The organism is Pseudoduganella violacea, from assembly GCF_014191875.1.
Taxonomy (GTDB): domain Bacteria; phylum Pseudomonadota; class Gammaproteobacteria; order Burkholderiales; family Burkholderiaceae_D; genus Rugamonas; species Rugamonas violacea_A.
Genome location: NZ_JACHXD010000015.1, coordinates 80466 through 103669, shown reverse-complemented (window position 1 = coordinate 103669; position 23204 = coordinate 80466). Strand labels below are relative to the sequence as shown.

Here is a 23204-nt window from a genome sequence, read left to right as displayed (position 1 = left end):
ATTGCGCATTCATGACACCTGCCTTGTTCGATTATGCCAAGTTCCCCGCCTGACACGCCGCGCACCAATGCCGGGCGCGTGGCCGGTTCCTATCTCCAGCCCCTGCTGGACGCGGCAGCGGCGCGCGGGGTGCGGGCGGCTGCCTTGGAACAGGCGGCCGGCCTGCAAGCCGGCACGCTGGAACCGCTGCCCGACGCCTTGCCAGCCGATAGCTACGTGCGCCTGCTCGATGCCGGCGCGGCCCTGTGCAACGATGCGCATTTCGGCCTGCACGTGGGCGAGCGCGTGAAACTGGGCACGTACAGCGTGTATGGCCTGATCCTGCTCAGCTGCCGCGACTTCGGCCAGGCGCTGGAGCAGACCATGCGCTACGAGCAGCTGGCGCATGACCTGGGCCGCTCGGAATTGCGGGTAGAGGATGGCACGGCGGCCTATTGCTGGCACAGCCACTATCCGGTGGTCCAGCGCCACCTGGTGGACAGCGTGTTCGCCGGCATCCGCGTATTCGGCAACTGGCTGGCCGGCCAGCAGTTGCCGACCGGCGCGCTGGCCCTGATGCACGATGGCGGCGACCCGGCCGGCCATGGCGAATACCAGCGCGTGCTGGGCACCCTGCCCCGCTTCGGCGCCAGCGCCAATATCGGCTATTTCGATGCGCGCATGCTGCAATGGCCGGTGCCGAACGCGGACGTCAGCCTCTACCCGGTCTTGCAGCAGCACGCGGAACATTTGCTGCGCCAGCGCGCCGCGCGGACCGAAGCCGATGTGGTGGCCCAGGTGCGCGCCGCCATCCTGCGCGGCTTGTCGCAAGGCCAGGGCCGTCTGGCGCCGGTGGCCGAGGAATTGAAAGTCAGCCCGCGCACGCTGCAGCGCAAGCTGGCCGATGCCGGCGCCAGCTTCCAGCAGGTGCTGGACCAGGCCCGCTTCGCCCTGGCCCAGGATTATCTGCGCCAGCCCGGCCTGAGCCTGGTGGACATCGCCTTCCTGCTCGGATTTCAGGAGCAGAGCGCCTTCACCCACGCCTTCAAGGAATGGTCGGGCCGCAATCCCGGCGCCTGGCGCGAACAGACGCTGAGCGCCTAGACCTCGCTGCCGCGCACCCGCACGAAGGGACCGATGCAGGTCTTCGTATCGCGTTTATGGCACATCAGGAACATATTCTTGGAGGGGTGGAACAGGATGAAGCTGGCCACCGACTGGCCGACCTGGGTGATCTCGCCGGTGCAATCCTGCTTGCCGTTGTCCTTCACGATCTTGTCGCTGGACGCGTAGAAGCCCTGTTCATCGGGCTGGTCGGCGATCACGAACTCCGTCTCGGCCACTTCCGCAGCGCTGGTGATGAGGGAGGTGCCGTCGGCGCGGATGCGGTAGACCTCGTGGCAGGAACCGTCCGGCAGCACGAAGCGCCAGGTGCCGACGATGGGATGGTCGTCGCGCACCGGCAAGGCCACCGCGGCGGCCGTCGCCACGCCGAACAGCGCCGCAGCGCCCAGGGCAAGCGTAAACGGGGTTTTCATGGCATACCTCGACGTGAACGACGCTTGCGCGGCAATATCTTTAGTATATGCCTGCCAGGCCGTTTGCACGCGCCCCATACGCGGGCTACAACACTATTTCTCGGCGACCGTCTTCAGCTGCGCCAGGCCTTTTTCGAAATCCTTGCCGATCATCTTGTCCATGCTGACGAAGACGCTCATGAGCTTCGAGACGAAAGGCATGGGACCGCTCATGGACCAGTTGACCTGGGTGCCGTCGCCGTTCGGCTGCAAGCTGAAGTCGGAACTGTTCTGCGAAGCGAAGGGGCGTATGAATTCGAGCTTGATGCCGACCTTGGCCGGGCTGGCGTTGTCGATGATCTCCATGCGGCCCTGGCCCACCTCGTCGTTGCCGTTCCAGGCGTAGACGGCGCCCTTACCGCTCTGCGGGCCTTCGAAGGTGCGCTGCATTTTCGGGTCGAGCTTCTCCCACGGCGACCAGGCTTGCCAGTTGTGGAAGTCGTTCAGGTAGGCGACGATTTTTTCGGGCGGCGCCTTGATGGTGGCGCTGCGCTGCACGGTGAAGGTGTCCGGCTTGGAGGCGGCCAGGCCAAGAATCACGAGCAGAATGACGATGAGGCCGAGGCTGATTTTTTTAATCATGGATGTCTCCCCCCTTTGATGGAATTATCAGAAGCGCAAGACTATCACATAATCCAGGGAGCGCGCCGGCAGCACGCGGCTGCCGGCGCGGCGGCTCAGGTCCGGGCCTGCGCCAACATCATTCGCCGGCTTTCGGCTCCGGTTTCAGCACCATCTGCACATAGTTTTCCAGATCGAGGTAGCGCTTGGCCGTGGCCTGCACCTCCTGCGCCGTGATGGCGTTGCCGCGCGCGACGCGAGTCAGGATGGCGTCGGGATCACGGCCATCCTGCTGCACCGCCTGCAGATGCGACAGCCAGTGGCCGTTCTCGCGCATGGCGCGCAGATCGCCCTTGCTCCAGCCTTCCTTCACCTTGGCCAGGTCGGCCGCCTCGGGGCCGTTTTCCTGCACCTTGCGGATTTCCTCCAGCGCGGCGGCCACCACCTTGTCCACATTCTCCGGGCCGCAAGGCAGGTTCAGCGTGACCGAATACGCGCCATACGGCTGCTTGTGCAGGGCACCATGGAAGCCGCCGCTATAGATCAAGCCTTTCTGCTCGCGCAGCACTTCGTTGACCTTGATGTTCAGCACCTCCATCAGCGCCTGCAAGCGCAGCTGGGCCTCGGCAGAGTACTCGGCATCGCCGGTAAAGGTCAACATCACCAGGCTCTTTTGCTCTTTACCCTTGAGCACTTCGCGCTTGACCACGCCGCGCACCGGACGCACGCCACGGTCCTTGAATTCGCTGACGATCTCGCCGGCCGGCAGCGTGCCCAGATAGCTGGCCAACAGCGGCTTGACCTTTTCCACGTCGAAGCTGCCCACCAGGTTGAAGGTGAAGCCGCGCGCGCTGGAGAAACGCTCGCGGTAGATTTCCAGCACGCGGTCCAGCTGCACCTTGTCGAAGTCCTCCGGCTTGGGCAAGCCCGGAGCCAGCGGATTATCGTTGAACATGGTCTTGACGAAGGCGTTCATGAAGCTCACTTCCGGCACGGCCTGGGAATTGCCGGCTATTTCCTTCTGGCGCCCGATAAAGGCCTGGAACAGCGCTTCGTCGCGGCGCGGCTGGGTCATGCCCAGGTACACCAGCTGCAACATGGTTTCGATATCGGCGCTGCCCGAACCGCCGCTGACGAACTCGGACAGCTCGCCAATGTTCAGGGAGACGCGCGCCGTCTTGCCGGCCAGGACTTTGCTCAAATCGAGCGGGCTCAGATTCTTGACGCCCATCTGGCCGACGATGCTGGACGCGTAGCGCGCATTCTGCACATCGGCCACGCCGTACAGGGACTGGCCGCCGAAGCGCGAACCGCCCAGCTGCACCTGGTCGTTCTTGAAGTCGCTCGGCTTCAGCACCACCTTCACGCCATTGCCCAGCACCAGCTCCGTCGTGCCCAGCTTGGCGTTCACGCTTTCGCTGACGATGCTGCCGCCTTGCGGCGCGGCGTCCATCAACTGGCTGGCCAGCTGTTTTTCCTCATGCGCCGTCAGGGTCTGCTTCTCGGCCGCGGCGGCCGCGGCGAGCAGCTCGGCCGATGTCGGCAGCGCGGTCTGCGCCTTGCTCACGCCCGTATACACCACCAGTTTGTTCTTTTGCGCCGGCACCGCCTTACGGTAGGCGGCGTTGACTTCTTCCAGCGAGATCTTCGGCACCAGTTCATTGGTGATGCTGTATTCATGCTCAATGCCGGACATGGTTTCCTGCGTCAGGAAATTGCGCGTGTACTCGCTGACGAAAGCGCCCGACTCCGACTTCTCGCGCTCCAGATACTGACGTTCTATACCGCGCAGGATGCGCTTCTTGCCGCGCTCCAGTTCCTCGGCACTGAAGCCGAACTGGCGCGCGCGCTGCTCTTCCTGCAGCAGGGCCGTGATGGCCGGCACGGCGCCGTCCTTGCCCAGCACGGCGCGCGTGCTGAAGGCGTGGTAGCCCGACACCACCTGGTCCGTGGCCGCGCCGCCGAACAGGAAAGGCGGATTGGCCTGCTGCGTCAGTTCGGCGATGCGCTGGTTCAGCATGCCGGTATACAGGCCTTCGACCAGCTTGGCGCGGTAGTCGCCATAAGTCTGGCCTTCACCCTTGGCGAAGATTGGATAGCGGATCATGACCGCATTGCCGCCCGCCTCGGGATCGGTGATGACCACGCCTTCCGGCTTGCTGTAGGTCGGCACCTTGGCGTATTGGCGCGCGCGCGGCTTGGCTGGATTCTTCAGACGTCCGAAGTGGGCCTGGATCAGTTTTTCCGCCTCGGCCGGCTCGATATCGCCGACCGCGATCACCGCCATCAGGTCGGGGCGATACCAGTCGCGGTAGAAGCGGCGGATCGCCTCCGGCTTGAAGGTGCGCAGCACCTCGGCCTTGCCGATCGGCAGACGGTTGGCGTAGCGCGAACCGTTCAGCAGCTTCGGATACAGCACCTTGTTGATGCGGTCCATGGCGCCCTTGCCCTGACGCTCCTCTTCCAGCACCACCCCACGCTCGCTCTCGATGGCTTCGTCCTTGAAGGCCACGCCGTGCGCCCAGTCTTCCAGCACCTGGAAGCCGGTTTCCACGTTTTCCTTCTTATCGGTCGGAATCGGCAGCATGTAGACGGTTTCGTCGAAGCTGGTATAGGCATTCAAATCGGCGCCGAAGCGCACCCCAATCGACTGCAGGTAGGAAATCAGCTCATTCTTCTTGAAATTCGTGCTGCCGTTGAAGGCCATATGCTCGGTGAAGTGGGCCAGGCCGCGCTGGTCTTCATCCTCCAGGATGGAACCAGCCTTCACCACCAGGCGCAGCTCCAGCCGCTTTTCCGGACGCGCATTCTTCTGGATGTAGTAAGTCAGGCCGTTCGGCAGCTTGCCGACCTTGACGGCGGGCGATACGGGCAGCTTGTCGCCCAGCTTGATGTCGGCCTGGGCCAGCAACGAGCAGCTGAACAGCACGGCGGCGGAAATGAGGCGAAGAGAAGTTTTCATGCAATGGTGCTTTTCTGGATAGCCAATTTGGCAAGGGTAACAACAATACACTAGAGCAACATCTTTGTGCTAGAAGCTTTCCTCATAAGCAAATTTTTTGTGGCGCTGCTACAATGCCCCAGCCCGTCATGGTGACGGGCACAATTTAACCATACGTCTTCGGGGCGGGGTGCGATTCCCCACCGGCGGTAAGACCGGCAACGGTCAAGCCCGCGAGCGCCTGCGCAAGCAGGGTCAGCAGATCTGGTGCGAAGCCAGAGCCGACGGTATAGTCCGGATGAAAGAAGATGTGCGCTTTGCGCGATTTCCTGCGCCGTTCGCGGCCCGGGAAGCCGTGTCCATTCGCTTTGCCCTGATGCGTTTTTCGCCCACTTATGCGAGGAGCGTTTCACATGTTAGTCAATTCCTATACCCTTCATAGCACCGACCTGGAAGGCCGCATCCACGCGGCACTGGAAGCCATGCGCGCCGGCGTGCCGGTCATCCTGCTGGACGATTTCGACCGCGAAAACGAAGCCGACCTGATCCTCGCCGCCGACAAGCTGACGGTGGAAAGCATGGCCCTGCTGATCCGCGAATGCAGCGGCATCGTCTGCCTGTGCCTGCCCGCCGACAAGGTGCGCGAGCTGGAACTGCCGCCCATGGCCGCCGAAAACGGCAGCCGCTTCGGCACCCCGTTCACCGTCTCCATCGAAGCGCGCGACGGCGTCACGACGGGCGTTTCGGCCGCCGACCGCGTCACCACCATCCGCGCCGCCACCGCGCGCAACGCCAAGCCCGCAGACATCGTCCGTCCCGGCCACATCTTCCCGCTGCGCGCCGCGCCCGGCGGCGTGCTCGAGCGCGCCGGCCACACCGAAGGCTCGGTCGACCTGGCCCGCATGGCCGGCCTGCCGCCCTACGGCGTACTGTGCGAGCTGATGAACCCCGACGGCACCATGATGCGCGGCGAAGCCATCGAACGCTTCGCCGAAGAGCACGCCATGCCCATCCTCACCATCGCCGAGCTCATCGCCTGGCGCCGCCAACACGGCTAAGCCCTCCCCGTTTGCGCCAAATCAAACAATGTCCACCCTGGTGTCAGGCGGGGCCGCCGAGGCACTGGAGTAGGACATTAGTTGATCTAAATCAAAGAATGTCCCACCCTAGTGCCTGACACCAGGGTTGGACATTTGCTGATTTAGATCAAACGCGGGCTGCGGGCTTAGTGTCCAGCCTGCAGGGTGGCGTCGGGGTCGGTGCTGCTTTGGCGCTGGTGCTGGCGGACGTGCTGGTGTACCAGCAGGCAGGCGATGGCATACGCGAGGCCGATGGCGCCGAAGCCGAGCGTCAGGCGCCAGCCCCAGTCGCCCACCGCGTGCAGGATGCTGCCCATGGCGGCGACGCCGACCAGGGCGCCGATCTGGCGGTTGGCGTTCAGCGCGGCGGCGGCGATGTTGGCGTGGACCTTGCCCGCGACCTGCATCACGGTGGTGGTCATGGCGGGAATGGCGAGGCCAATCGCCAAGTACATCACGAGCACGCCGGCCATCATCAAGAGATAGGGCGTGTGCGGCCCGCTGCGGGTCAGCACCGCGCCCATCACCGCACTGACGGCCAGACCGCCCAGCAGCGAGGGCCGGGTGCCGGTGCGCGCGATGACGCGGCCGGACAGGAAATTGCCGATGGTGCTGGCCGCCAGCATGGGCAGGATCTTCATCCCCGTTTCCAAGGCATTGGAACCGTGCGCCTGCTGGAAGAATAGGCTGAGCAGGAAGATCTGGCCGAATACGGCGAAGTTGATCAGGAAGCCGGTGAAGTTGGCGGCGGCGAAGCTGCTGCTGTCCAACAGCGCACGCGGCAGGATCGGATGCGCCGCGGCGCGCTCGCGCCAGACCAGCACGGCGGCAAACAGCAAGGCTGAGATAGCGGCGACGGCTACCGAGGGCGAAATCCAGCCCCGCACCGGCCCTTCGATCAGCAGGAAACTCAGCGCGGCCAGCGTCAGCACGCCCAGCACATGACTGAGCATCGAAAGCGGACGCCGATGCGCGGCCGGCGCCGGCGCCAGCATTTGCGCCAGCACGATGCCGGCTAGTCCCAGCGGCAGATTAATCCAAAACACGCTGCGCCAGCCGAATTCGTGCACCAGCAGGCCGCCCACCAGCGGTCCGATGGTGGCGGCGCAGCCCACCAGGGCCGACCAGGTGCCGACCATGCGGGTGCGCGCCGCGTCATCGGGTGCGGCGTGGGTCAGCAGACTCAGCGAGCTGGGCATGAAGAGCGCCGCGCCCGTGCCTTGCAGCAACCGCGCGGCGACCAGGGTGCTGCCGCTAGGGGCCAGCGCGCAGGCCAGCGAACCGGCGACGAAGACCAGCAGGCCGCCCTGGTAGGTCTGGCGCGCACCGATGCGATCGGCCAGCGCGCCGCCCGCGAGCAGGAAGGCGGCAAACGTCAGGGTGTAGCCGTCCACCACCCACACCAGGCCCGATAGCGGCACCTGCAGGTCGGCCGAAATGCTGCCTAAAGCCGTGTTCACGGCGGTTACGTCGATCATTGCCATCACAAAACCGATGGCCAGGGTAAATAAGAGCACGATGTTTCCTCCTTGCATCGATACTAATTCTGCTTCATGATGCAGTAAAGAGGCATCATATCGGCATCGTGATGCAAAATTGCATCACGAATCACGATCGGGAGGGAAAATGGATTGGGACCACGCGCGCATCTTTCTGGCGCTCTGCCGCGCCGGCACTTTGCGCGGCGCGGCGGCGCAGTTGGGCGTCGACCAGGCCACGGTGGGACGCCGCCTGGCGGCCATGGAAAGCAGCTTGAACGCGCGCCTTTTCCTGCGCACGCCGGACGGCTATGTGCCGACGCCGGCCGGCGAGACGGCGCGGCGCTCGGCCGAATTGATGGAACAGGCGGCGCACCAGCTGCAACGCGAAATGCAGGGCATCGACAACCGCCTGTCCGGCGTGGTGCGCTTGGCCACCACCGATACCATGGCCGCCCACTTCGTCATCGACGCCATGCACCGCCTGCATAAAAAGCACCCCGACATCCGCATCGTAATGTCGGTCGACACCCAGATATCCAGCCTGACCCGGCGCGAGGCCGACCTGGCCGTGCGCACGGTGAAGCCCACCAGTCCCGACCTGATCTCGCGCCACCTGGCGCGGCGCGCGGCGGGCTTGTACGCCACGCGCTCCTACCTCAAGCAACGCGGCGAGCCGCAGCCCGGCACGGGCTTGGCGGGCCACGATATCGTCATCTACCACGCCTCGGTGGCGCCGCGCCATGCCGAGAAAATCTGCGGCGAGCCGGTACACAATGCGCGCGTGGCGATGGAGGTCAATACCGGCTTGATGCTGCTGGAAGCCACCCGCGCCGGACTTGGCATCGGCGAACTGCCCACCCATATGGCCGACGCCGACCCGCGCCTGAAGCGCATCTGGCCGCAGCGGGAGCACAGCTACGATATGTACCTCGTGATGCACAGCGACTTGAATCGCAGCGCGCGCGTGCGCGCCGTGGCCGATGCCATTATTGAATCGTTCCCCGGCAAATAAGGCGGAGTGCTAAGATGTCCCTCATGAGCACCAACGCATCGTCCTATCCGCCGCTGCGGCGCATGCATCGTTCCGCCATCGGCTGGCTGACGAGCTGGTGGCGGCTGCTGCAATTCGCGGCGCTGATTATTTCGCGCGCCTTCGCTCCCTCCACTTACGCCAGTTCCCGGCGGCGCTGGATCGCCCACCACCTGGTGGTGGCGACCGCGCCCAATCTGCTGTGGTTCTCCGTGCTCTCGGCCTTGATCAGCCTTGTCATCATCCGCATCGTGGTGGTGACTTCGCTCAGCTACGGCCTGTCGCGCTATGCGCTGGAGATGGTGGTGCGGGTGCTGGTGCTGGAACTGATCCCGCTCACGGCGGCCCTGTTCGTGGCCCTGCGCAGCACCCTGCCGGCCGGCGTGGAGTTCGCGCAGATGCGGCTGGCGGCGGCTTCGGCCAGCGGCATCCCGACCCGCCTCGACGCGCGCGACGCCCTGCAAACGGAGTTCTTCCCGCGCGCGGCGGCCGGCGTCTTCGCCGTCTGGCTGCTGGCGGCGGTCAGCTGCGTGCTGACCCTGGTGCTGGCCTATCTGGTGATCTATGGCTTTACGCCATGGGCCTTGCAAAGCTATACGCGGGTGGTGGGACATATCTTCAATCCTGCCGTGTCCATGATCCTGGCGCTGAAAATCCTGTTCTTCAGCTTTGCCGTGGGCGTGATTCCGCTGGCTTCCTCTTACTACCATGGCGCGGCCAATCCGCTGTTCGGACGCGCCCACGGCACCCACGGCCTGGCCGATATGGTCCGCATGTTCTCCGTGATCCTGCTGATCGAAGCCGCCTCCCTGATGGGCAACTACTACTGATCCACACCGCATCATGAACGAACCGACTCCCGCCCCTGCCGCGCCGGCGCCCGAAGCGGCCCCGGTGCGCCACGCCGAATTCAAGGCCGCCCTGCTGCTGCTCCTGATGGTGGCCCTGGTCGCCAGCGCCGTGCTGTACCTGATGTATGCGCGCGGCGCGTTCGAACCGACCCAGCGCCTGGTCCTGACCACCGATAACTCCGAAGGCGTGGCGGTGGGCATGGACATGACCTTCGCCGGCTTCCCCGTGGGCCGCGTGCTGCGCATCGAACTGGGCGCGGACGGCAAGGCGCGCGTGCTGGTCGATGTGCCGGAAAAAGATGCGCACTGGCTGCGCTCGACCAGCATCTTCACGCTGGAACGGGGACTGGTGGGCGGCGCCCGCCTGCGCGCCTTCAGCGGCATTCCCACCGATCCGCCGCTCAAGGATGGCGCCGAGCGCGAACTGCTGGTGGGCGACGCGGCGGCGGAGATTCCGCGCCTGCTGTCGGCCGCCAAGGATCTGCTGAACAATGTGGCCGCGCTGACGGCCGCCGACTCCTCGCTGGGCAACAGCCTGCGCAATGTGGAAGGCGTGACCGAAAAACTCAATGGGCCGGGCGGCGCCATGGGCCTGATCGCGGGCGAGGACCGCAAGGCGCAGGAGCTGCTGCGCAATGCGAACTCGCTGATCGTCAAAGCCGACAAGCTGGTGGGCAATGCCGACAACCGCGTCTTCGGCAAGAACGGCGTGGCCAACGATGCGCAGGTAGCCGTGGTCCAGCTGAATGGTCTGCTTTCCGACGCGCGCGCCAGCTTGAAGAAAATGGATGCAGTGCTGGTCGAAGCGCAGGCCGTGGGCGCCAACGCGCGCGTCGCCACCGAAGACCTGGGCGCCCTGCGCGCCGACGTGGACAGCAATCTGCGCCGCATCGAACAACTGGTCAACGAAATCAACCGCAAATGGCCCTTCAAGCGCGAAGATACGGAGATCAAACTGCCATGAGCCACGCCCGCACCTTCTTCTCCGCCGCCGCCCTGCTGCTATTGGGCGCCTGCGCCAGCGGCCCGCGCGTGCCCGACTGGCAGATGAACGCGCAAAGCGCGATGGAACGCGCCACCGCCGCCTATATGAGCGGCAATGCCAACGTCGAGAAAAACGAATTCAAGCGCGCGCGCGAACAACTGGCCAGCACCGGCAAGATGGAACTGGCGATCCGCGCCGAGCTGATACGCTGCGCAACGCGGGTCGCCGCGCTCGCCTTCGAAGACTGCAGCGGCTTCGAAGCCCTGCGCGCCGACGCCAGCGCCGCCGACATCGCCTACGCCAACTACCTCGCCGACCGCGCCCATCCCGCCGACGCCGCCCTGCTGCCGGAGCCGCAACGCGCCGTACTCGCCGCCGGCAGCGACGCCGCCGCTACCGCCGCCGTACAGGCGATGAACGATCCCCTGTCCCGCCTGGTTGCCGCCGGCGCGCTATTCCGCGCCAACCGCGCCACGCCCGAACTGCTGACGCTCGCGATCGATACCGCTTCCGCCCAAGGCTGGCGCCGGCCCCTGCTCGCCTGGCTCAATGTCCAAGCCCAGCGCGCCGAAAAAGCCGGCGACACCGCCGAAGCCGCCCACCTGCGCCGCCGCATCGCCCTTGTCCAGAGTCCCGCCCCGAACTAAGTTTGATCCATATCAAAAAATGTCCGACCTTGGTGCCTGACACCAGGGTTGGACATTCGTTGATTTTGATCAAACGGTTTTGGTTTGGGCGGCGGCTTCGCGCAGCTTGTCTTTTTTGCTCTTGCGCTTGCCTTTGATGCCGCCGTTGAGGGTGTCGGTGGCGGGATTCGCCGCGGCCGCTTGCAGCACCGGTTCGAAGCCGGCGATGCGTTCGCGCGGCACGCGTTTGCCCTGGCGGTTTTCGATCAGGCGGAAGTGGGCTTCGCCGTCGGCATCGATGAAGCTGACGGCGGTGCCGCTGGCGCCGGCGCGTCCGGTGCGGCCGATGCGGTGGGTGTAGTCAGCAGAGGAGCGCGGCAGGTCGTAGTTCACGACCACCGGCAGCTGGGCGATGTCGATGCCGCGCGCCGCGACGTCGGTGGCGACCAGCACATGCAGGCGGCCGGATTTGAAATCGGCCAGCACTTCGGTGCGCGCGCCTTGGCTGAAGTCGCCGTGGAAGGCTTCGGCACGCACGCCGTTGCGGCGCAGCTTGTCGGCCACGTGTTCGGAGGCGTATTTAGTGGCGACGAAAACCAGCACGCGCTCCCATTTCTCGTCGCGGATCAAGTGCTTCAGCAATTGCGTGCGGCGCGACGCATCGACTTCGACGGCCCGTTGCAGGATGTCGGGCTCCTGCGCCGCTTCGGCCGTGGTTTCCACTTTCACCGGCTGGCGCAGCATGCGCGTGGCCAGTTCCTGCACCGCCGCCGGGAAGGTTGCGGAGAAGAACAGGTTCTGGCGCCGCGCCGGCAGCAGGGCCAGGATGCGTCCGATCTCTTCGCCGAAGCCCATATCGAGCAGCTTGTCCGCTTCGTCCAGCACCAGGGTGGCAACGCTATCGAGCTTGAGCGCATTGTGTTCGACCAGATCGAGCAGGCGGCCCGGCGTGGCGACCATGATGTCGGTGCCGCCGCGCAGCGCCATCATCTGCGGGTTGATCGAGACGCCGCCAAAGGCGATCGATACCTTGAGCGGCACCGGCAGATGCGACACCAGCTTGCGGATCGCTTCGCCCACCTGGGCCGCCAGCTCGCGCGTAGGCGCCAGCACCAGGCCATGCAGCTGGCGCGGTCCGGCTTTTTTCGCCAACAGCGCGTGCAGCACGGGCAGGGAAAACGCCATGGTCTTGCCGGAGCCGGTTTGCGCCGCGCCCAGCACATCCTCACCGCGCAGGGCTGGCGGAATGGAGGCCGATTGGATGGCGGTCGGCGCTTCGTAGCCGATTTCGGCGAGGGCGTTCAACAAGGGGGGCGCAAGGCCGAGGGCGGAGAAAGACATGGCTGCTTAGAAAACTGGATTAATCCGACAGTATAAAGCACGGCGACCATTGCTCCGAATCATCATTCGTGGGACTATAATGCCGAAAATTCAACAAGAAAGGCTTTGCCACATGATTAATTGGGACGCCCACTTCTGCCTGCCCCAGCATCCGCAGGCCGATTTCACCCCGATCGCCGAGCTGCAAGCCGCCGGCGTGAACTACGTGTCGGTCTGTGTGGGCGCCGATATGAATCCTGTGAGCCAGGTAATGTCGGTGATCGCCGGCTACCGCGCCACCATTGCCGCCAATCCGGAACGCTACACCCTGGCGCGCAGCGTGGACGACATCATCCGCGCCGCCGCCGCCGGCCGCATCGCCATCGGTTTCGATCTCGAAGGCAGCCTGCCCTTGCTGGAACAGCCCGAGATGGTGGACCTTTACGCCAGCCTGGGCGTGCGCCAGATCCACCTGGCCTATAACCGCAACAACAGTGCCGCCGACGGCTGCCACGACAGCGCGCGCGGCCTGACGCCGCTCGGCTACCGCATGGTCGCGGCCATCAACGATGCCGGCATCCTGATGGATTGCTCGCACACGGGCCGCGTGTGCAGCCTGGAGATCATGGCTGCCTCGGGCAAGCCGGTGGTGTTCAGCCACGCCAATCCTTACACCCTGGTGCAGCACGGCCGCAATGTGACGGACGAGCAGATCCTGGCCTGCGCCGCCACCGGCGGCGTGGTGTGCGTGTCCGGCCTGTCCTTCTTCATCGGCACGGCGCGTCCCAGCGCTGCCGATGTGGCGCGCCATGTGGCCTATGTGGCGGAGATCGCGGGCGTGGCCCATGTCGGCATCGGCCTCGATATCTGCGTGCGGCAGCCCGGCCTGGACGACACGCCGCCCGGCGCCTTCGACGCCGGCTACTGGTGGCCGGAAACGGCCGGCTACCAGGCGGACCAGCCGCCCAGCTTCACGCCGACCGGCGTCTGGCGCCAGCTGCCCGCCGAGCTGCGCAAGCTGGGCATGGGCGATAGCGAGGTGCTGATGGTCCTGGGCCGGAATATGATGCGCGTGGCGCAGCAAACCTGGCTGGCGCCCGCTGCCTAAGCGGGCGGCGGCATCAGGCGGGCCGGTAGACATGGGCCGCGGCCCCGGAAGGGAAGCAGCGCGCATTCAGCAATTGCAGCTTCAGCGGCTGCGCCATGATGGGAAACAGCGGCAGGCCGCTGCCCAGCACCACCGGGTGGACGATCAGGTGGTATTCGTCCACCAGGCCGTGCCGCACCAGGCTCTGGGCAAAGCCCGCGCCGCCATGGGCCAGCAGGCGCCGGCCCGGCTGCGCCTTGAGACGCATGATTTCATCGCGCAAGCCGCCTTTGACCACGCGCGCATCCGACCAACTGCCGCAATCCCCGGGCAAAGCCACGCCGCCGCGCGTGAACACGATCTTGGGAATCGCGTTCAGCGGTTCGGCCAGCGCCGCATCCGATCCGGCCCAGCGCGCCGCCATATCACGGAAGGCTTCGCTGCCCATCAGGTGGGCGTCGGCCTGCCACCAGCCATCCAGCAGCCAGGCCGTGGCGTCGGCGTCCAGGCTGCCGGCCAGCCAGTCCATTTCGCCATTCAGGCCGCCCACGAAGCCGTCGGCGGACATGGACATTGCCAATATCAGTTTTCTCATTGCGCATGCTCCTGTTAAACGGGTTTCCATTCCAACGACGGCTGGACCGCGCTGGAATCGACAACAGGAGCCGCAACTTTTACATTCCCATATCGCCGTAGGGGCCGGCGATCACCACCACATAACCATCCAGGTCGCGCAGCCAGATTTCACGATGCGAGGCATTGGTGTTTTCCTTCGGCCCTTCCAGCACCGTGGCCGAAATGGCCGCCGCGCGCTCGACGGCGTCGTCGAAATCCTCGCTGTAGAACCACAGCAGCACGCCGTTGCCGTAGGGCCGCACGTCGGGATTGCCCATATGGGCGTGGCCGTGCGACTCCCAGCGGTGCAGCTGCAGGATCATGCGCCCGCCATGGATGAGCTGTTCGTAATCATTGCCGCCATGGCCGCTCTGGCAGCCGAGGACTTGCTGATACCAGCGGCTGGCCGCTGGCACGTCGCGCACGGCGATCAGGGGTTGCGCTTGCATGGTTCACCTCCTCCCGGAATGAACTGCCACTATACCGGCATTTGGCGGCGCAGCGGCAACGCCTGCACAACACCCCATGCCGCTTCGGGCAGCAGGAAAAGCCAGAGCAGGGGCGCGCCCGTCTGCTGCCAGGCCCACAGCATCCACAGCGCAAACAGCAGGCGCGCCACGGCGTCGTAGCGGCCGAAGCGCGGCTGCGGATCGCGGATGCGCAGGACCGACCATACCAGCACCACACTGCCCAGCAGGCAGGCGAACAGGATGTGCAGGGCCGAGAAAGCCGGCAGCGCCGCCCCGCCCAAGGCTTGGTTCACGGTGGAAAGCTGGCCATGGGCCAGCGCAAAACTCCAGGGCGTGGCAAAGGCGGCGATCATCAGCACATCGTACACGGCGCTGGCGCGCACCACGCGGCGGAAGGTGGAAACGGAAAAGATCGGCATAACAAGCTCCAATTAAAAGGGAAGCCGATGCTAAAGCCTGGAGTACACTCCAAGGTCAAGCACTTTTGACGGAAGACCATGCAAATCGGAGAAATCGCCGCCGCCAGCGGCATCAGCCGCGACACCCTGCGCTTTTACGAAAAACGCGGCCTGCTGCGCGCGCGGCGCGCCAGCAACGGCTATCGAGACTATCCGCCCGAGGCGGTGGAGTGGCTGTGCTATATCCGCACCGCCCAGGCGCTGGGCTTCAGCCTGAAAGAGATCGAGGACGACCTGCCCCTGCTGGCAGCGCCGGATGCCGCCGCGCCCCAGCTGCGCGCCGCCCTGCAGGCCAAGCTGGCCGAGATCGACCGCCGCATCGACGGCTTGTCGGCCTTGCGCGGCGAGTTGCAGCGCAGGCTGGACGCGCCGATGGCGGCCTGTCCGCTGCGGCCTTGAAGCAGGTCGCAGCGGTGGCGCATGCGCGCCCTACTTGCCGAGATCGGCGCAGACGTTGGAGGGGGTGAACTCGCCCGATTCGAGCTTGATACGCACGCCGCCCACGTCCAGATCGCGCATGGTCGGCGCAATCGCGCGGTAGCTGCCGGAGCGCATCTTCTGCAGCAGCGCGTCGCAGCCGCCCACGTCATACGGCAGGCGGCCCAGCATCTGCCATTTCCCTTTGACCTCGCTCATCAATGCGGCGCCATGCGATCCATTATTGCTGATCAACAGCACATCTGGCTTGTCGTCGCCGGTCATGTCCAGCACGAAGGCGTCGCAGTCGAAGCTCTTCTCACGCAGACAGCGTGGCAGGCCGTAGTCGGGCTGCACCAGATTCCAGCCGCTGAGCGGGAAGCCGGCCGGCAGCTTGGCGCCCTTGGGCCAGATGGTCAGATTCTCGCCAACGATGATGGCCTCGGTCTCGACGTAGCTGCTGCGGATCGTGGCCTTGGCGGCGATGGCGGCCAGCTCGCGGATTCTGGCCGCATCCGCGCCCTGGCTGTAGCTGCCCAATTCCTGCAAGGCGTCGCGTCCATAACGCTGTCCCTCGAAACGCAGGAAGCCGAAATCGAAACGTTCGGGCGTGACACGGCCCTGCTTCAGGCGCTCCACCTGGTGATTCACCGAAATGCGGGCCGGATCGGCCAGCGGGGTATATAAGGCCAGCAGCACGGCCAGCACCACCAGGGCCGCCGCCACATTGACCTGGGCCAGCGCCTGCAGCCATGGTCCCTTGCGCAAGGCGGCGTACAGATAGCCCACCGCGTAGAAGGCCGCCACCAGCAGGCAGGCGGCGGCGATGACACGGTCCGTGCTCCAGCCACGGCCGGCCACGCGCAGGCCCAGCGCATAGATGCCGATGGCCGTCAGCGGCAGCAGCAGGCAGGCCGCGATGCGGGCGCTGTAGCGCACCATGCGCGCCACGCCCTGCTCCATGCCGCCGTGCTGGAAGGCGGCGTTGATCAGCACTACCAGCATGGCCGTGGCGCCCAGCAGCACGGAGGTGGCGCGGCGCGTCTGCCATAGCGGCTCCAGCCCGGTGAACAGCAGGCCGCCCAGAAAGCCCGCCACCAGCAGCGTGGCAATCGGCAGCACCCAGGACAGCAGCACCAGCAGGAGCGTGCGGATGCCGCGCACGATGGCGGGCCGCACGTCGGTCACGTGCATGGCGCAGGAGAAGGCGAAACAGATCACCGGCACCACGAACCAGGACTTGCCCAACAAATCGCGCATGAAGCGCAGCTTGATCAGGTCAAACAAGGCGCTGCCAAGAAACAGAACCGCCCACATCGTGCCCACAAAGAAGGCGGAAAACGCCAGTTGCAGGAAGAGCTTCCAGGCCGACTCGAAATAGGTCTCGTACTGCGCCAGGCGGCGCCCGTCGCGCACTCCGGCCAGCACCAGGGAATGCGCGATATAGAAGAAGCAGACGCAGAACGCAAACAGGTAAAACGATGGGAACAGCGCGGCATTCGGCCGCCACTCGGCGCGCCGCCACGCGTCATGCAGGCTGCAAGCGACGATCACCAGCGCCACCGCGCCGAGCCAGCGCAGCAGCTGGCGGCGGTTTAAATGGCCCAGGCTCGACACCAGCAGCACCGGCACCAGCAGGGACAGCATCAGCAGCGGATAAAACATGAAGGGATCGGTGGCCGGCCAGACCTTGTCGCGCGAAGCGTGGTACAGCCAATACAGCAGGCCGCCCTGCGCCAGCCCTGTCAATAAGCGCGCACGGCCGACCTGGCTGGTCACGGCGGCGTCGCGGATGGATTCATTTGTTTCGTGGACTGCTTGCATGGTCTTGTTCTTGAATGGACATTCTTGCGATTATGGCATGCGCAGCCCGCATTGCGCGCAGACGCTATAATCATCGGTTCCGACTCAAAAAACCACCGTCCAACGCCCGTGAACCCACATCTCGACAAGCTGCAAACCTACCCGTTCGAAAAACTGCGCCAGCTGTTTGCCGGCGTCACGCCGAATGCGGCGTATAGCCCGATCAGCCTGGGCATGGGCGAGCCGAAACACCCTACCCCACCCTTCATCCAGCAGGCGCTGGCCGAGAATCTTGCCGGTCTGGCAAATTATCCGACCACGCTGGGCACGGAAGCCCTGCGCGGCGCCATCGCCGGCTGGCTGGAGCGCCGCTACGGCATTCCGCCGCTCAATCCCGCCACCCAGGTGCTGCCGGTGAACGGTTCGCGCGAGGCGCTGTTCTCGCTGGCGCAGGCGGTAATCGATCCGGCCGCCAAGTCCATCGTGGTCAGCCCCAATCCCTTCTACCAGATTTACGAGGGCGCGGCCTATCTGGCGGGCGCCGAGCCCTACTTCGTCAATTCCGACCCGGCGCGCAACTTCGCCTGCGATTACGACAGCGTGCCGGCCTCGGTGTGGGAACGCGTGCAGCTGCTGTATCTTTGCTCGCCCGGCAATCCGGCCGGCGCGGTGCTGACCCTGACCGACTGGGAAAACCTGTTCGCCCTGTCCGAGCGCCATGGTTTCATCATCGCCTCCGACGAGTGCTATTCCGAGATCTACCACGGCGACGAGCCGCCGCTGGGCGCCCTGCAGGCGGCCCACATTCTCGGCCTGGCCACGGTGGAGCGTCCCTATGCGCGCCTGGTGGTGTTTTCCAGCCTGTCCAAGCGCTCCAACGTGCCGGGCATGCGCTCCGGCTTCGTGGCCGGCGACGCCGAAGTGCTGAAAAAATTCCTGATGTACCGCACCTACCACGGCAGCGCCATGAGCCTGCCGGTGCAGGCTGCGTCGATCGCGGCCTGGAACGACGAAACCCATGTCGAGTCCAACCGCGAACAATACCGCGCCAAGTTCGCCGCCGTCACCCCGCTGATCCAGCAGGTGCTGGACGTGGCGTTGCCCGACGCTGGCTTCTACCTTTGGGCCGACGTCAGCCGCACCGGCCTGTCGGACACGGAGTTCGCGCGCCGCCTGTACGCCGAATATAATGTAACTGTCCTGCCGGGCAGCTTCCTGGCGCGCGAGGCACACGGCGTCAACCCCGGCCAGAACCGCATCCGCATGGCCCTGGTGGCCGAAACCGGAGAAGGCCGGGAGGCAGCGCAGCGCATTGTCCAATTCTGTAACACCCTGACCAAGTAAATACCATCATGAGCCAACAACTTCAGCAAATCATCGAACAGGCCTGGGACAACCGCGCCGAAATCAACCCATCCAACGGCAGCGCCGAACTGCGCGACGCCGTCAACCACGTGCTGGCCGGCCTGGATAACGGCAGCCTGCGCGTGGCGCAGAAAGACAGCGGCGCCTGGGTGGTGAACCAGTGGGTCAAAAAGGCCGTACTGCTGTCGTTCCGCCTGGAGAACAATGTGGTGCTGCCATCGGACGGCACCATGCAGTTCTACGACAAGGTGCCGACCAAGTTCGCCGACTACAGCGCCGAAGATTTCGCCAAGGGCGGCTTCCGCGTGGTGCCGCCGGCCGTTGCGCGCCGCGGCTCCTTCATCGGCAAGAACGTGGTGCTGATGCCTTCCTACGTCAACATCGGCGCCTACGTCGATGAAGGCGCGATGGTCGACACCTGGGCCACCGTCGGCTCCTGCGCCCAGATCGGCAAGAACGTCCACCTGTCCGGCGGCGTCGGCATCGGCGGCGTGCTGGAGCCGATGCAGGCCAATCCGACCATCATCGAAGACAACTGCTTCATCGGCGCCCGCTCCGAGATCGTGGAAGGCGTGATCGTGGAAGAGAACTCGGTGATCTCGATGGGCGTGTACATCGGCCAGTCGACCAAGATCTACGACCGCGCCACCGGCGAAATCAGCTACGGCCGCGTGCCTGCCGGCTCCGTCGTGGTGTCCGGCTCCCTGCCTTCGGAAGACGGCAAGTACAGCCTGTACTGCGCCGTGATCGTCAAGCGCGTGGATGCGCAGACCCGCGCCAAAACCGGCATCAACGAACTGCTGCGCGGCGTATAAAGCCTTGCAACCGGGAGCCAGGCTCCCGGTTTTTCTTTGCGGAGGGTGCCATGGCGATGGATCGCTTGTTCCAGCTGATGAAGGAGAAGAACGCGTCGGACATGTTCTTCGCGGTGAATTCACCGGTCCACATCAAGATCAACGGCAATCTGATTCCGATCAACCAGCAAAAGCTGGAGCCGGACAATATCCACGCCCTGCTCGCCGAAATCTGCTCGCCCGAGCAGATGGCCGAACTGGCGCGCGAGAACGAACTGAATATGGGCGTCTCGGTGCCGAACCTGGGCCGCTTCCGCCTCTCCGCCTTCCGCCAGCGCGGCAGCATTTCCGCCGTATTCCGCTTCGTGCCCGCAAATATTCCCGTGCTCGGTGAACTCGGCCTGCCGCCGGTGCTGGCTGAACTCATCATGGAAAAGCGCGGCCTGCTGCTGCTGGTCGGCTCCACCGGTTCCGGCAAGTCGACCACCATCGCCGCCATGCTCGATCACCGCAACGAGCTGCGCTCCGGCCATATCCTGACGCTGGAAGACCCGATCGAGTATCTGTTCAAGAACCGCAAGTCCATCGTCAACCAGCGCGAGATCGGCAGCGACGCCAAGGACTTTTACACCGCCCTGCGCAACTCCATGCGCCAGGCGCCGGACTGCATCCTGATCGGCGAAATCCGCGACAAGGAAACCATGGCCGCCGCCCTGGCCTATGCCCAGTCGGGCCATCTGGTGCTGGCGACGCTGCATGCGAACAATAGCTACAACGCGCTGAACCGCATCATCAGCTTCTATCCCATCGAAAACCGCGCGGCGCTGCTGCAGGACTTGTCGTCCACGGTGAAAGCCATCGTCTCGCAGCGCCTGCTGCGCTCGGCCCAGGGCGGCACGCGCACGCCGGCCGTGGAAGTGATGGTCAACACCCGCTATATCTCGGAACTGATCGAGAAAGGCGAGATCAGCCAGATCAAGGAAGCGCTGGAAAAAAGCCTCTCGCCCGGTTCGCAATCCTTCGAGCAGGCGCTGTACGCCCTGGTGCAGGAAGGTGCCATCACCCAGGAAGAAGCGCTGGCCAATGCCGATTCGGCCACCAACCTGCTTTGGCTGCTGAACAACGGGCCGGACGCCAAGTCCGCCAACGAGCCGGAGCACAAGCCGCCGGCCGCCGAAACCTCCTTCACCGAGTTCACGCTCGATAGCTGAGCGGCGGCCGCCTCAATCCTTCCTGCGGTAGATGCCCACCACGATATCGCTGGGCAGCAGGTTCAGGAAGGGAATCACGCAACGCAGCACGATGTACTGCGCATACAGCACCGCGGGATGAACGCCGCCGGTGAAGCGCAGTCTTTCGAGCAGGCCGCTGGCCTTGAGCGAGGCAAGTTCGAAGCCCTGCTTTTCCTCGAAGCCGTGGCGGCCGACCAAGGCGCGCAAATTGGCCTCGTTGAAGTAGTGGACGTGCGGCGAAGGCAGATCCTTTTGCCACATGCGCTCGAACGGTCCACGCAGATTGAAGCGGGCGAACAGCTTGGACAGGCGGTAGAACACGCCGCGGCTGCTCGGCAGATTCAATACCAGCAGGCCGCCCGGATTCAGCCTGGCGTGACAGGCATCGAGCGCGCTGCCGATATCGGGGATGTGTTCGATCACATCGTTGAAGACGATCACGTCGAAACGCTCGTCCCTTTCCAGCACATCGGGGAAGTAGCCCAGCCGCACCGGCAGGCCGCGCGCGGCGGCGCGCTCGCCCACCACCTGGTCCGGTTCGATGCCCAGCACCTCGAAGCGGCTGCTGGCCTGCTCCAGGAACCAGCCATGGGCGCTGCCCACGTCCAGCAGGCGCGCGGCCGACTGCGGCGCCAGGCGGCTGACGCGATCGACGATGATCCGGAAATTCTCGGCCCTCAAGCTTTTGAGCGCGATCTCGCGGTCCCTCTCGTCAACGTGGCCGTGGGCCTGGCTTTGATTGATGACGGGCTTGAGGTCCGCGCTTTCATAGCGACAGACAGGACACGTCCGATGCCAGGACGAATAGCCAACTTCGGTGTTACCAGCACAAACAATACACTTCATAGATTGTTCCAGGTACGTTGAGCGAGGAGCGGCAAGCATAAACTTAATTCAAAATTATTCAGAAAACAATATGAATCTGCCGTCCACCATGCGCCACTGACTCACCCGCACCGCGGCAGCGAGCTATAATGTCGCACTTCCGCCGGGCCGCGCCCCGGCCACGCCTCTTTTTTTTGCCTATCCATGATTACTCTTTACGGAATACCCAATTGCGACACGGTGAAAAAAGCCCGCGTCTGGCTGGCCGACCAGCAGCAGGACTTCGTTTTCCATGATTTCAAAAAGCAGGGCCTGACGTCCGGCACCGTCGAGGCCTGGCTGCAGCATCTGGGTTGGGAAGTCCTCGTCAACAAGAAAGGCACGACCTGGCGCGGCCTGCCCGACGAGCGCAAGGCCGCCGTCACCGACGCCGCCAGCGCCGCCGCCCTGATGCTGGAATTCCCCTCCGTGATCAAACGTCCCGTCCTGCAGAACGCGGAGGCTTGCCACGTCGGCTTTTCCGACGCCCAGTACCGCCAGATCTTCAAACTGTAATTGCCCGCCATGACCGCTTCCCGTACCCTCGCGCTGACCGAAAAACTGATCGGCCTTTCCTCCGTCACCCCTGAAGACAAAGGCTGCCAGGAGCAGATGATCCACTTGCTCGAGCCGCTCGGCTTCAAGTGCGAAACCATCCAGTCCGGCGAAGTGACCAATCTGTGGGCGCGCAAGGGCACGACGGAACCGGTGCTGGTGTTCGCCGGCCATACCGACGTGGTGCCGACCGGTCCCGCGGACAAATGGACTTCCGAGCCGTTCTATCCGACCCACCGCGACGGCAAGCTGTATGGCCGCGGCACGGCCGATATGAAAACCTCGCTGGCCGCCATGGTGGTGGCCTGCGAAGAATTCATCGCCGCCCATCCCGGCCATAAGGGTTCGATCGCCTTCCTGATCACCAGCGACGAGGAAGGCCCGGCCGTGGACGGCACGGTGGTAGTCTGCAACCTGCTCAAGGCGCGCGGCGAAAAGCTCGATTACTGCATCGTCGGCGAACCGACCTCGGACAAGACCCTGGGCGACATGATCAAGAACGGCCGCCGCGGCTCGCTCTCGGGCGTGTTGACGGTCAAGGGCGTGCAAGGCCATATCGCCTATCCGCAGCTGGCGAAGAACCCGATCCACCTGGCCGCGCCCGCGCTGGCCGACCTGGTGGCCGAAGTCTGGGACGAAGGCAACGAGTACTACCTGCCGACCTCCTGGCAGATGTCGAACATCAAGGCCGGCACCGGCGCCAACAATGTGATCCCGGGCGAGCTGCACATCGACTTCAACTTCCGCTTCTCGACCGCCAGCACGGCCGAGGGCCTGAAACAGCGCGTGCACGCCATCCTCGACAAGCACGGCCTGCACTACGATCTGCAATGGACGCTGAGCGGCCATCCCTTCCTGACCCCGCGCGGCAGCCTGAGCGACGCGATCTGCAGCGCGATCAAGGACGAAACCGGCGTGGACGCCGAGCTGTCCACCACCGGCGGCACCTCGGACGGCCGCTTTATCGCCCAGATCTGCCCCCAGGTGATAGAATTTGGCCCTCCGAACGCCAGCATTCACAAGATCGACGAGCATATTGAGCTGCGTTTCATCGATCCGCTGAAGAATATCTACCGCCGCACCCTGGAAAATCTGCTGCGCTAAAACAGCAATA

Annotated in this window: 23 protein-coding genes and 1 riboswitch; of the genes, 13 read left to right on the top strand and 10 right to left on the bottom strand. The window is 64.7% G+C overall.

The window, feature by feature from the left end; all coding sequences use genetic code 11:
* Positions 1-33: 33 nt before the first annotated feature.
* Complete coding sequence (locus tag FHS03_RS21930; protein ID WP_183443059.1) at positions 34-1083, top strand: AraC family transcriptional regulator; 1050 nt, start codon at positions 34-36, stop codon at positions 1081-1083.
* Here FHS03_RS21930 and FHS03_RS21925 read toward each other — a convergent pair.
* The 3 genes from FHS03_RS21925 to FHS03_RS21915 form a co-directional block, all read right to left on the bottom strand.
* On the bottom strand, positions 1080-1517 hold the full coding sequence (locus FHS03_RS21925) for a hypothetical protein (RefSeq protein WP_183443058.1): 438 nt from the start codon (positions 1515-1517) through the stop codon (positions 1080-1082). The two genes, FHS03_RS21930 and FHS03_RS21925, sit on opposite strands and share 4 nt — an antisense overlap.
* A 93-nt stretch (positions 1518-1610) precedes the next feature.
* Positions 1611-2138: an SRPBCC family protein gene (locus FHS03_RS21920; protein WP_183443057.1), complete on the bottom strand. Its 528-nt coding sequence runs from the start codon at positions 2136-2138 to the stop codon at positions 1611-1613.
* Positions 2139-2256: 118 nt separating this feature from the next.
* The gene (locus tag FHS03_RS21915; RefSeq protein ID WP_183443056.1) at positions 2257-5079 is read right to left on the bottom strand and encodes a M16 family metallopeptidase; all 2823 of its coding nucleotides are present in this window, start codon (positions 5077-5079) and stop codon (positions 2257-2259) included.
* 151 nt (positions 5080-5230) lie between these two features.
* Positions 5231-5372, top strand: a riboswitch (FMN riboswitch).
* Positions 5373-5471: 99 nt separating this feature from the next.
* On the opposite strand from FHS03_RS21915, the gene ribB reads away from it, so the two are divergent.
* Positions 5472-6116, top strand: a complete 645-nt coding sequence (gene ribB / locus FHS03_RS21910) for a 3,4-dihydroxy-2-butanone-4-phosphate synthase (protein WP_183443055.1) — start codon at positions 5472-5474, stop codon at positions 6114-6116.
* A 167-nt stretch (positions 6117-6283) separates the two neighbouring features.
* Here the strand turns inward: ribB and FHS03_RS21905 are convergent, their stop codons facing one another.
* Complete coding sequence (locus FHS03_RS21905; protein ID WP_183443054.1) at positions 6284-7672, bottom strand: MFS transporter; 1389 nt, start codon at positions 7670-7672, stop codon at positions 6284-6286.
* Between the two features lie 91 nt (positions 7673-7763).
* On the opposite strand from FHS03_RS21905, the gene FHS03_RS21900 reads away from it, so the two are divergent.
* The 4 genes from FHS03_RS21900 to FHS03_RS21885 are packed head-to-tail and all read left to right on the top strand — an operon-like array spanning position 7764 to position 11131.
* Complete coding sequence (locus FHS03_RS21900) at positions 7764-8630, top strand: LysR family transcriptional regulator (protein ID WP_183443053.1); 867 nt, start codon at positions 7764-7766, stop codon at positions 8628-8630.
* A 23-nt stretch (positions 8631-8653) separates the two neighbouring features.
* Positions 8654-9478 carry an MlaE family ABC transporter permease gene (locus FHS03_RS21895; protein ID WP_183443052.1) on the top strand — a complete coding sequence of 275 codons (825 nt, stop codon included), beginning with the start codon at positions 8654-8656 and terminating at the stop codon, positions 9476-9478.
* Positions 9479-9491: 13 nt separating this feature from the next.
* Positions 9492-10463, top strand: a complete 972-nt coding sequence (locus FHS03_RS21890; protein ID WP_183443051.1) for an MlaD family protein — start codon at positions 9492-9494, stop codon at positions 10461-10463.
* Positions 10460-11131: a hypothetical protein gene (locus tag FHS03_RS21885; protein WP_183443050.1), complete on the top strand. Its 672-nt coding sequence runs from the start codon at positions 10460-10462 to the stop codon at positions 11129-11131. The genes FHS03_RS21890 and FHS03_RS21885 overlap by 4 nt, the downstream gene beginning before the upstream one ends.
* Positions 11132-11200: 69 nt before the next feature.
* Here the strand turns inward: FHS03_RS21885 and FHS03_RS21880 are convergent, their stop codons facing one another.
* Complete coding sequence (locus tag FHS03_RS21880) at positions 11201-12451, bottom strand: DEAD/DEAH box helicase (RefSeq protein WP_183443049.1); 1251 nt, start codon at positions 12449-12451, stop codon at positions 11201-11203.
* Positions 12452-12563: 112 nt separating this feature from the next.
* Here FHS03_RS21880 and FHS03_RS21875 point away from each other — a divergent pair, with 112 nt between their 5' ends.
* Complete coding sequence (locus FHS03_RS21875; protein ID WP_183443048.1) at positions 12564-13538, top strand: dipeptidase; 975 nt, start codon at positions 12564-12566, stop codon at positions 13536-13538.
* Between the two features lie 13 nt (positions 13539-13551).
* Here the strand turns inward: FHS03_RS21875 and FHS03_RS21870 are convergent, their stop codons facing one another.
* From FHS03_RS21870 to FHS03_RS21860, 3 genes are all read right to left on the bottom strand, one after another.
* Entirely contained in the window at positions 13552-14112 is a 561-nt protein-coding gene (locus FHS03_RS21870; RefSeq protein ID WP_183443047.1) for a dihydrofolate reductase family protein, read from the bottom strand.
* Positions 14113-14191: 79 nt separating this feature from the next.
* Complete coding sequence (locus tag FHS03_RS21865; RefSeq protein WP_183443046.1) at positions 14192-14581, bottom strand: VOC family protein; 390 nt, start codon at positions 14579-14581, stop codon at positions 14192-14194.
* Between the two features lie 29 nt (positions 14582-14610).
* Entirely contained in the window at positions 14611-15021 is a 411-nt protein-coding gene (locus FHS03_RS21860) for a hypothetical protein (protein WP_221208217.1), read from the bottom strand.
* Positions 15022-15099: 78 nt separating this feature from the next.
* Between FHS03_RS21860 and FHS03_RS21855 the strand changes: the two genes are divergently transcribed.
* On the top strand, positions 15100-15459 hold the full coding sequence (locus tag FHS03_RS21855; protein ID WP_183443045.1) for a MerR family transcriptional regulator: 360 nt from the start codon (positions 15100-15102) through the stop codon (positions 15457-15459).
* A 30-nt stretch (positions 15460-15489) separates the two neighbouring features.
* Here the strand turns inward: FHS03_RS21855 and FHS03_RS21850 are convergent, their stop codons facing one another.
* Positions 15490-17301, bottom strand: coding sequence for a DUF4153 domain-containing protein (locus tag FHS03_RS21850; protein WP_183443044.1), 1812 nt, complete (start codon positions 17299-17301; stop codon positions 15490-15492).
* A 108-nt stretch (positions 17302-17409) separates the two neighbouring features.
* Here FHS03_RS21850 and dapC point away from each other — a divergent pair, with 108 nt between their 5' ends.
* Genes dapC through FHS03_RS21835 form a run of 3 tightly spaced genes read left to right on the top strand, consistent with a single transcriptional unit; the run spans position 17410 to position 20650 of the window.
* Positions 17410-18624 carry a succinyldiaminopimelate transaminase gene (gene dapC, locus FHS03_RS21845; protein ID WP_183443043.1) on the top strand — a complete coding sequence of 405 codons (1215 nt, stop codon included), beginning with the start codon at positions 17410-17412 and terminating at the stop codon, positions 18622-18624.
* Between the two features lie 8 nt (positions 18625-18632).
* Positions 18633-19460: a 2,3,4,5-tetrahydropyridine-2,6-dicarboxylate N-succinyltransferase gene (gene dapD, locus FHS03_RS21840; protein ID WP_183443042.1), complete on the top strand. Its 828-nt coding sequence runs from the start codon at positions 18633-18635 to the stop codon at positions 19458-19460.
* Positions 19461-19510: 50 nt separating this feature from the next.
* Positions 19511-20650 (top strand): PilT/PilU family type 4a pilus ATPase, encoded by a 1140-nt coding sequence (locus FHS03_RS21835; RefSeq protein ID WP_183443041.1) that lies wholly within the window; start codon positions 19511-19513, stop codon positions 20648-20650.
* Between the two features lie 12 nt (positions 20651-20662).
* On the opposite strand, the gene FHS03_RS21830 is transcribed toward FHS03_RS21835, so the two are convergent.
* Positions 20663-21352, bottom strand: a complete 690-nt coding sequence (locus FHS03_RS21830) for a class I SAM-dependent methyltransferase (protein WP_229426338.1) — start codon at positions 21350-21352, stop codon at positions 20663-20665.
* 348 nt (positions 21353-21700) lie between these two features.
* Between FHS03_RS21830 and FHS03_RS21825 the strand changes: the two genes are divergently transcribed.
* Positions 21701-22051: an ArsC family reductase gene (locus tag FHS03_RS21825; RefSeq protein WP_183443039.1), complete on the top strand. Its 351-nt coding sequence runs from the start codon at positions 21701-21703 to the stop codon at positions 22049-22051.
* A gap of 9 nt (positions 22052-22060) precedes the next feature.
* Entirely contained in the window at positions 22061-23194 is a 1134-nt protein-coding gene (gene dapE, locus FHS03_RS21820) for a succinyl-diaminopimelate desuccinylase (protein ID WP_183443038.1), read from the top strand.
* Positions 23195-23204 lie beyond the last annotated feature (10 nt).

Coding starts and splice junctions, on each gene's coding strand:
- FHS03_RS21930 (WP_183443059.1), top strand. CDS start 34: ATGCCAAGTTCCCCGCCTGACACGCCGCGCACCAATGCCGGGCGCGTG.
- FHS03_RS21925 (WP_183443058.1), bottom strand. CDS start 1,517: ATGAAAACCCCGTTTACGCTTGCCCTGGGCGCTGCGGCGCTGTTCGGC.
- FHS03_RS21920 (WP_183443057.1), bottom strand. CDS start 2,138: ATGATTAAAAAAATCAGCCTCGGCCTCATCGTCATTCTGCTCGTGATT.
- FHS03_RS21915 (WP_183443056.1), bottom strand. CDS start 5,079: ATGAAAACTTCTCTTCGCCTCATTTCCGCCGCCGTGCTGTTCAGCTGC.
- ribB (WP_183443055.1), top strand. CDS start 5,472: ATGTTAGTCAATTCCTATACCCTTCATAGCACCGACCTGGAAGGCCGC.
- FHS03_RS21905 (WP_183443054.1), bottom strand. CDS start 7,672: ATGCAAGGAGGAAACATCGTGCTCTTATTTACCCTGGCCATCGGTTTT.
- FHS03_RS21900 (WP_183443053.1), top strand. CDS start 7,764: ATGGATTGGGACCACGCGCGCATCTTTCTGGCGCTCTGCCGCGCCGGC.
- FHS03_RS21895 (WP_183443052.1), top strand. CDS start 8,654: ATGAGCACCAACGCATCGTCCTATCCGCCGCTGCGGCGCATGCATCGT.
- FHS03_RS21890 (WP_183443051.1), top strand. CDS start 9,492: ATGAACGAACCGACTCCCGCCCCTGCCGCGCCGGCGCCCGAAGCGGCC.
- FHS03_RS21885 (WP_183443050.1), top strand. CDS start 10,460: ATGAGCCACGCCCGCACCTTCTTCTCCGCCGCCGCCCTGCTGCTATTG.
- FHS03_RS21880 (WP_183443049.1), bottom strand. CDS start 12,451: ATGTCTTTCTCCGCCCTCGGCCTTGCGCCCCCCTTGTTGAACGCCCTC.
- FHS03_RS21875 (WP_183443048.1), top strand. CDS start 12,564: ATGATTAATTGGGACGCCCACTTCTGCCTGCCCCAGCATCCGCAGGCC.
- FHS03_RS21870 (WP_183443047.1), bottom strand. CDS start 14,112: ATGAGAAAACTGATATTGGCAATGTCCATGTCCGCCGACGGCTTCGTG.
- FHS03_RS21865 (WP_183443046.1), bottom strand. CDS start 14,581: ATGCAAGCGCAACCCCTGATCGCCGTGCGCGACGTGCCAGCGGCCAGC.
- FHS03_RS21860 (WP_221208217.1), bottom strand. CDS start 15,021: ATGCCGATCTTTTCCGTTTCCACCTTCCGCCGCGTGGTGCGCGCCAGC.
- FHS03_RS21855 (WP_183443045.1), top strand. CDS start 15,100: ATGCAAATCGGAGAAATCGCCGCCGCCAGCGGCATCAGCCGCGACACC.
- FHS03_RS21850 (WP_183443044.1), bottom strand. CDS start 17,301: ATGCAAGCAGTCCACGAAACAAATGAATCCATCCGCGACGCCGCCGTG.
- dapD (WP_183443042.1), top strand. CDS start 18,633: ATGAGCCAACAACTTCAGCAAATCATCGAACAGGCCTGGGACAACCGC.
- FHS03_RS21835 (WP_183443041.1), top strand. CDS start 19,511: ATGGCGATGGATCGCTTGTTCCAGCTGATGAAGGAGAAGAACGCGTCG.
- FHS03_RS21825 (WP_183443039.1), top strand. CDS start 21,701: ATGATTACTCTTTACGGAATACCCAATTGCGACACGGTGAAAAAAGCC.
- dapE (WP_183443038.1), top strand. CDS start 22,061: ATGACCGCTTCCCGTACCCTCGCGCTGACCGAAAAACTGATCGGCCTT.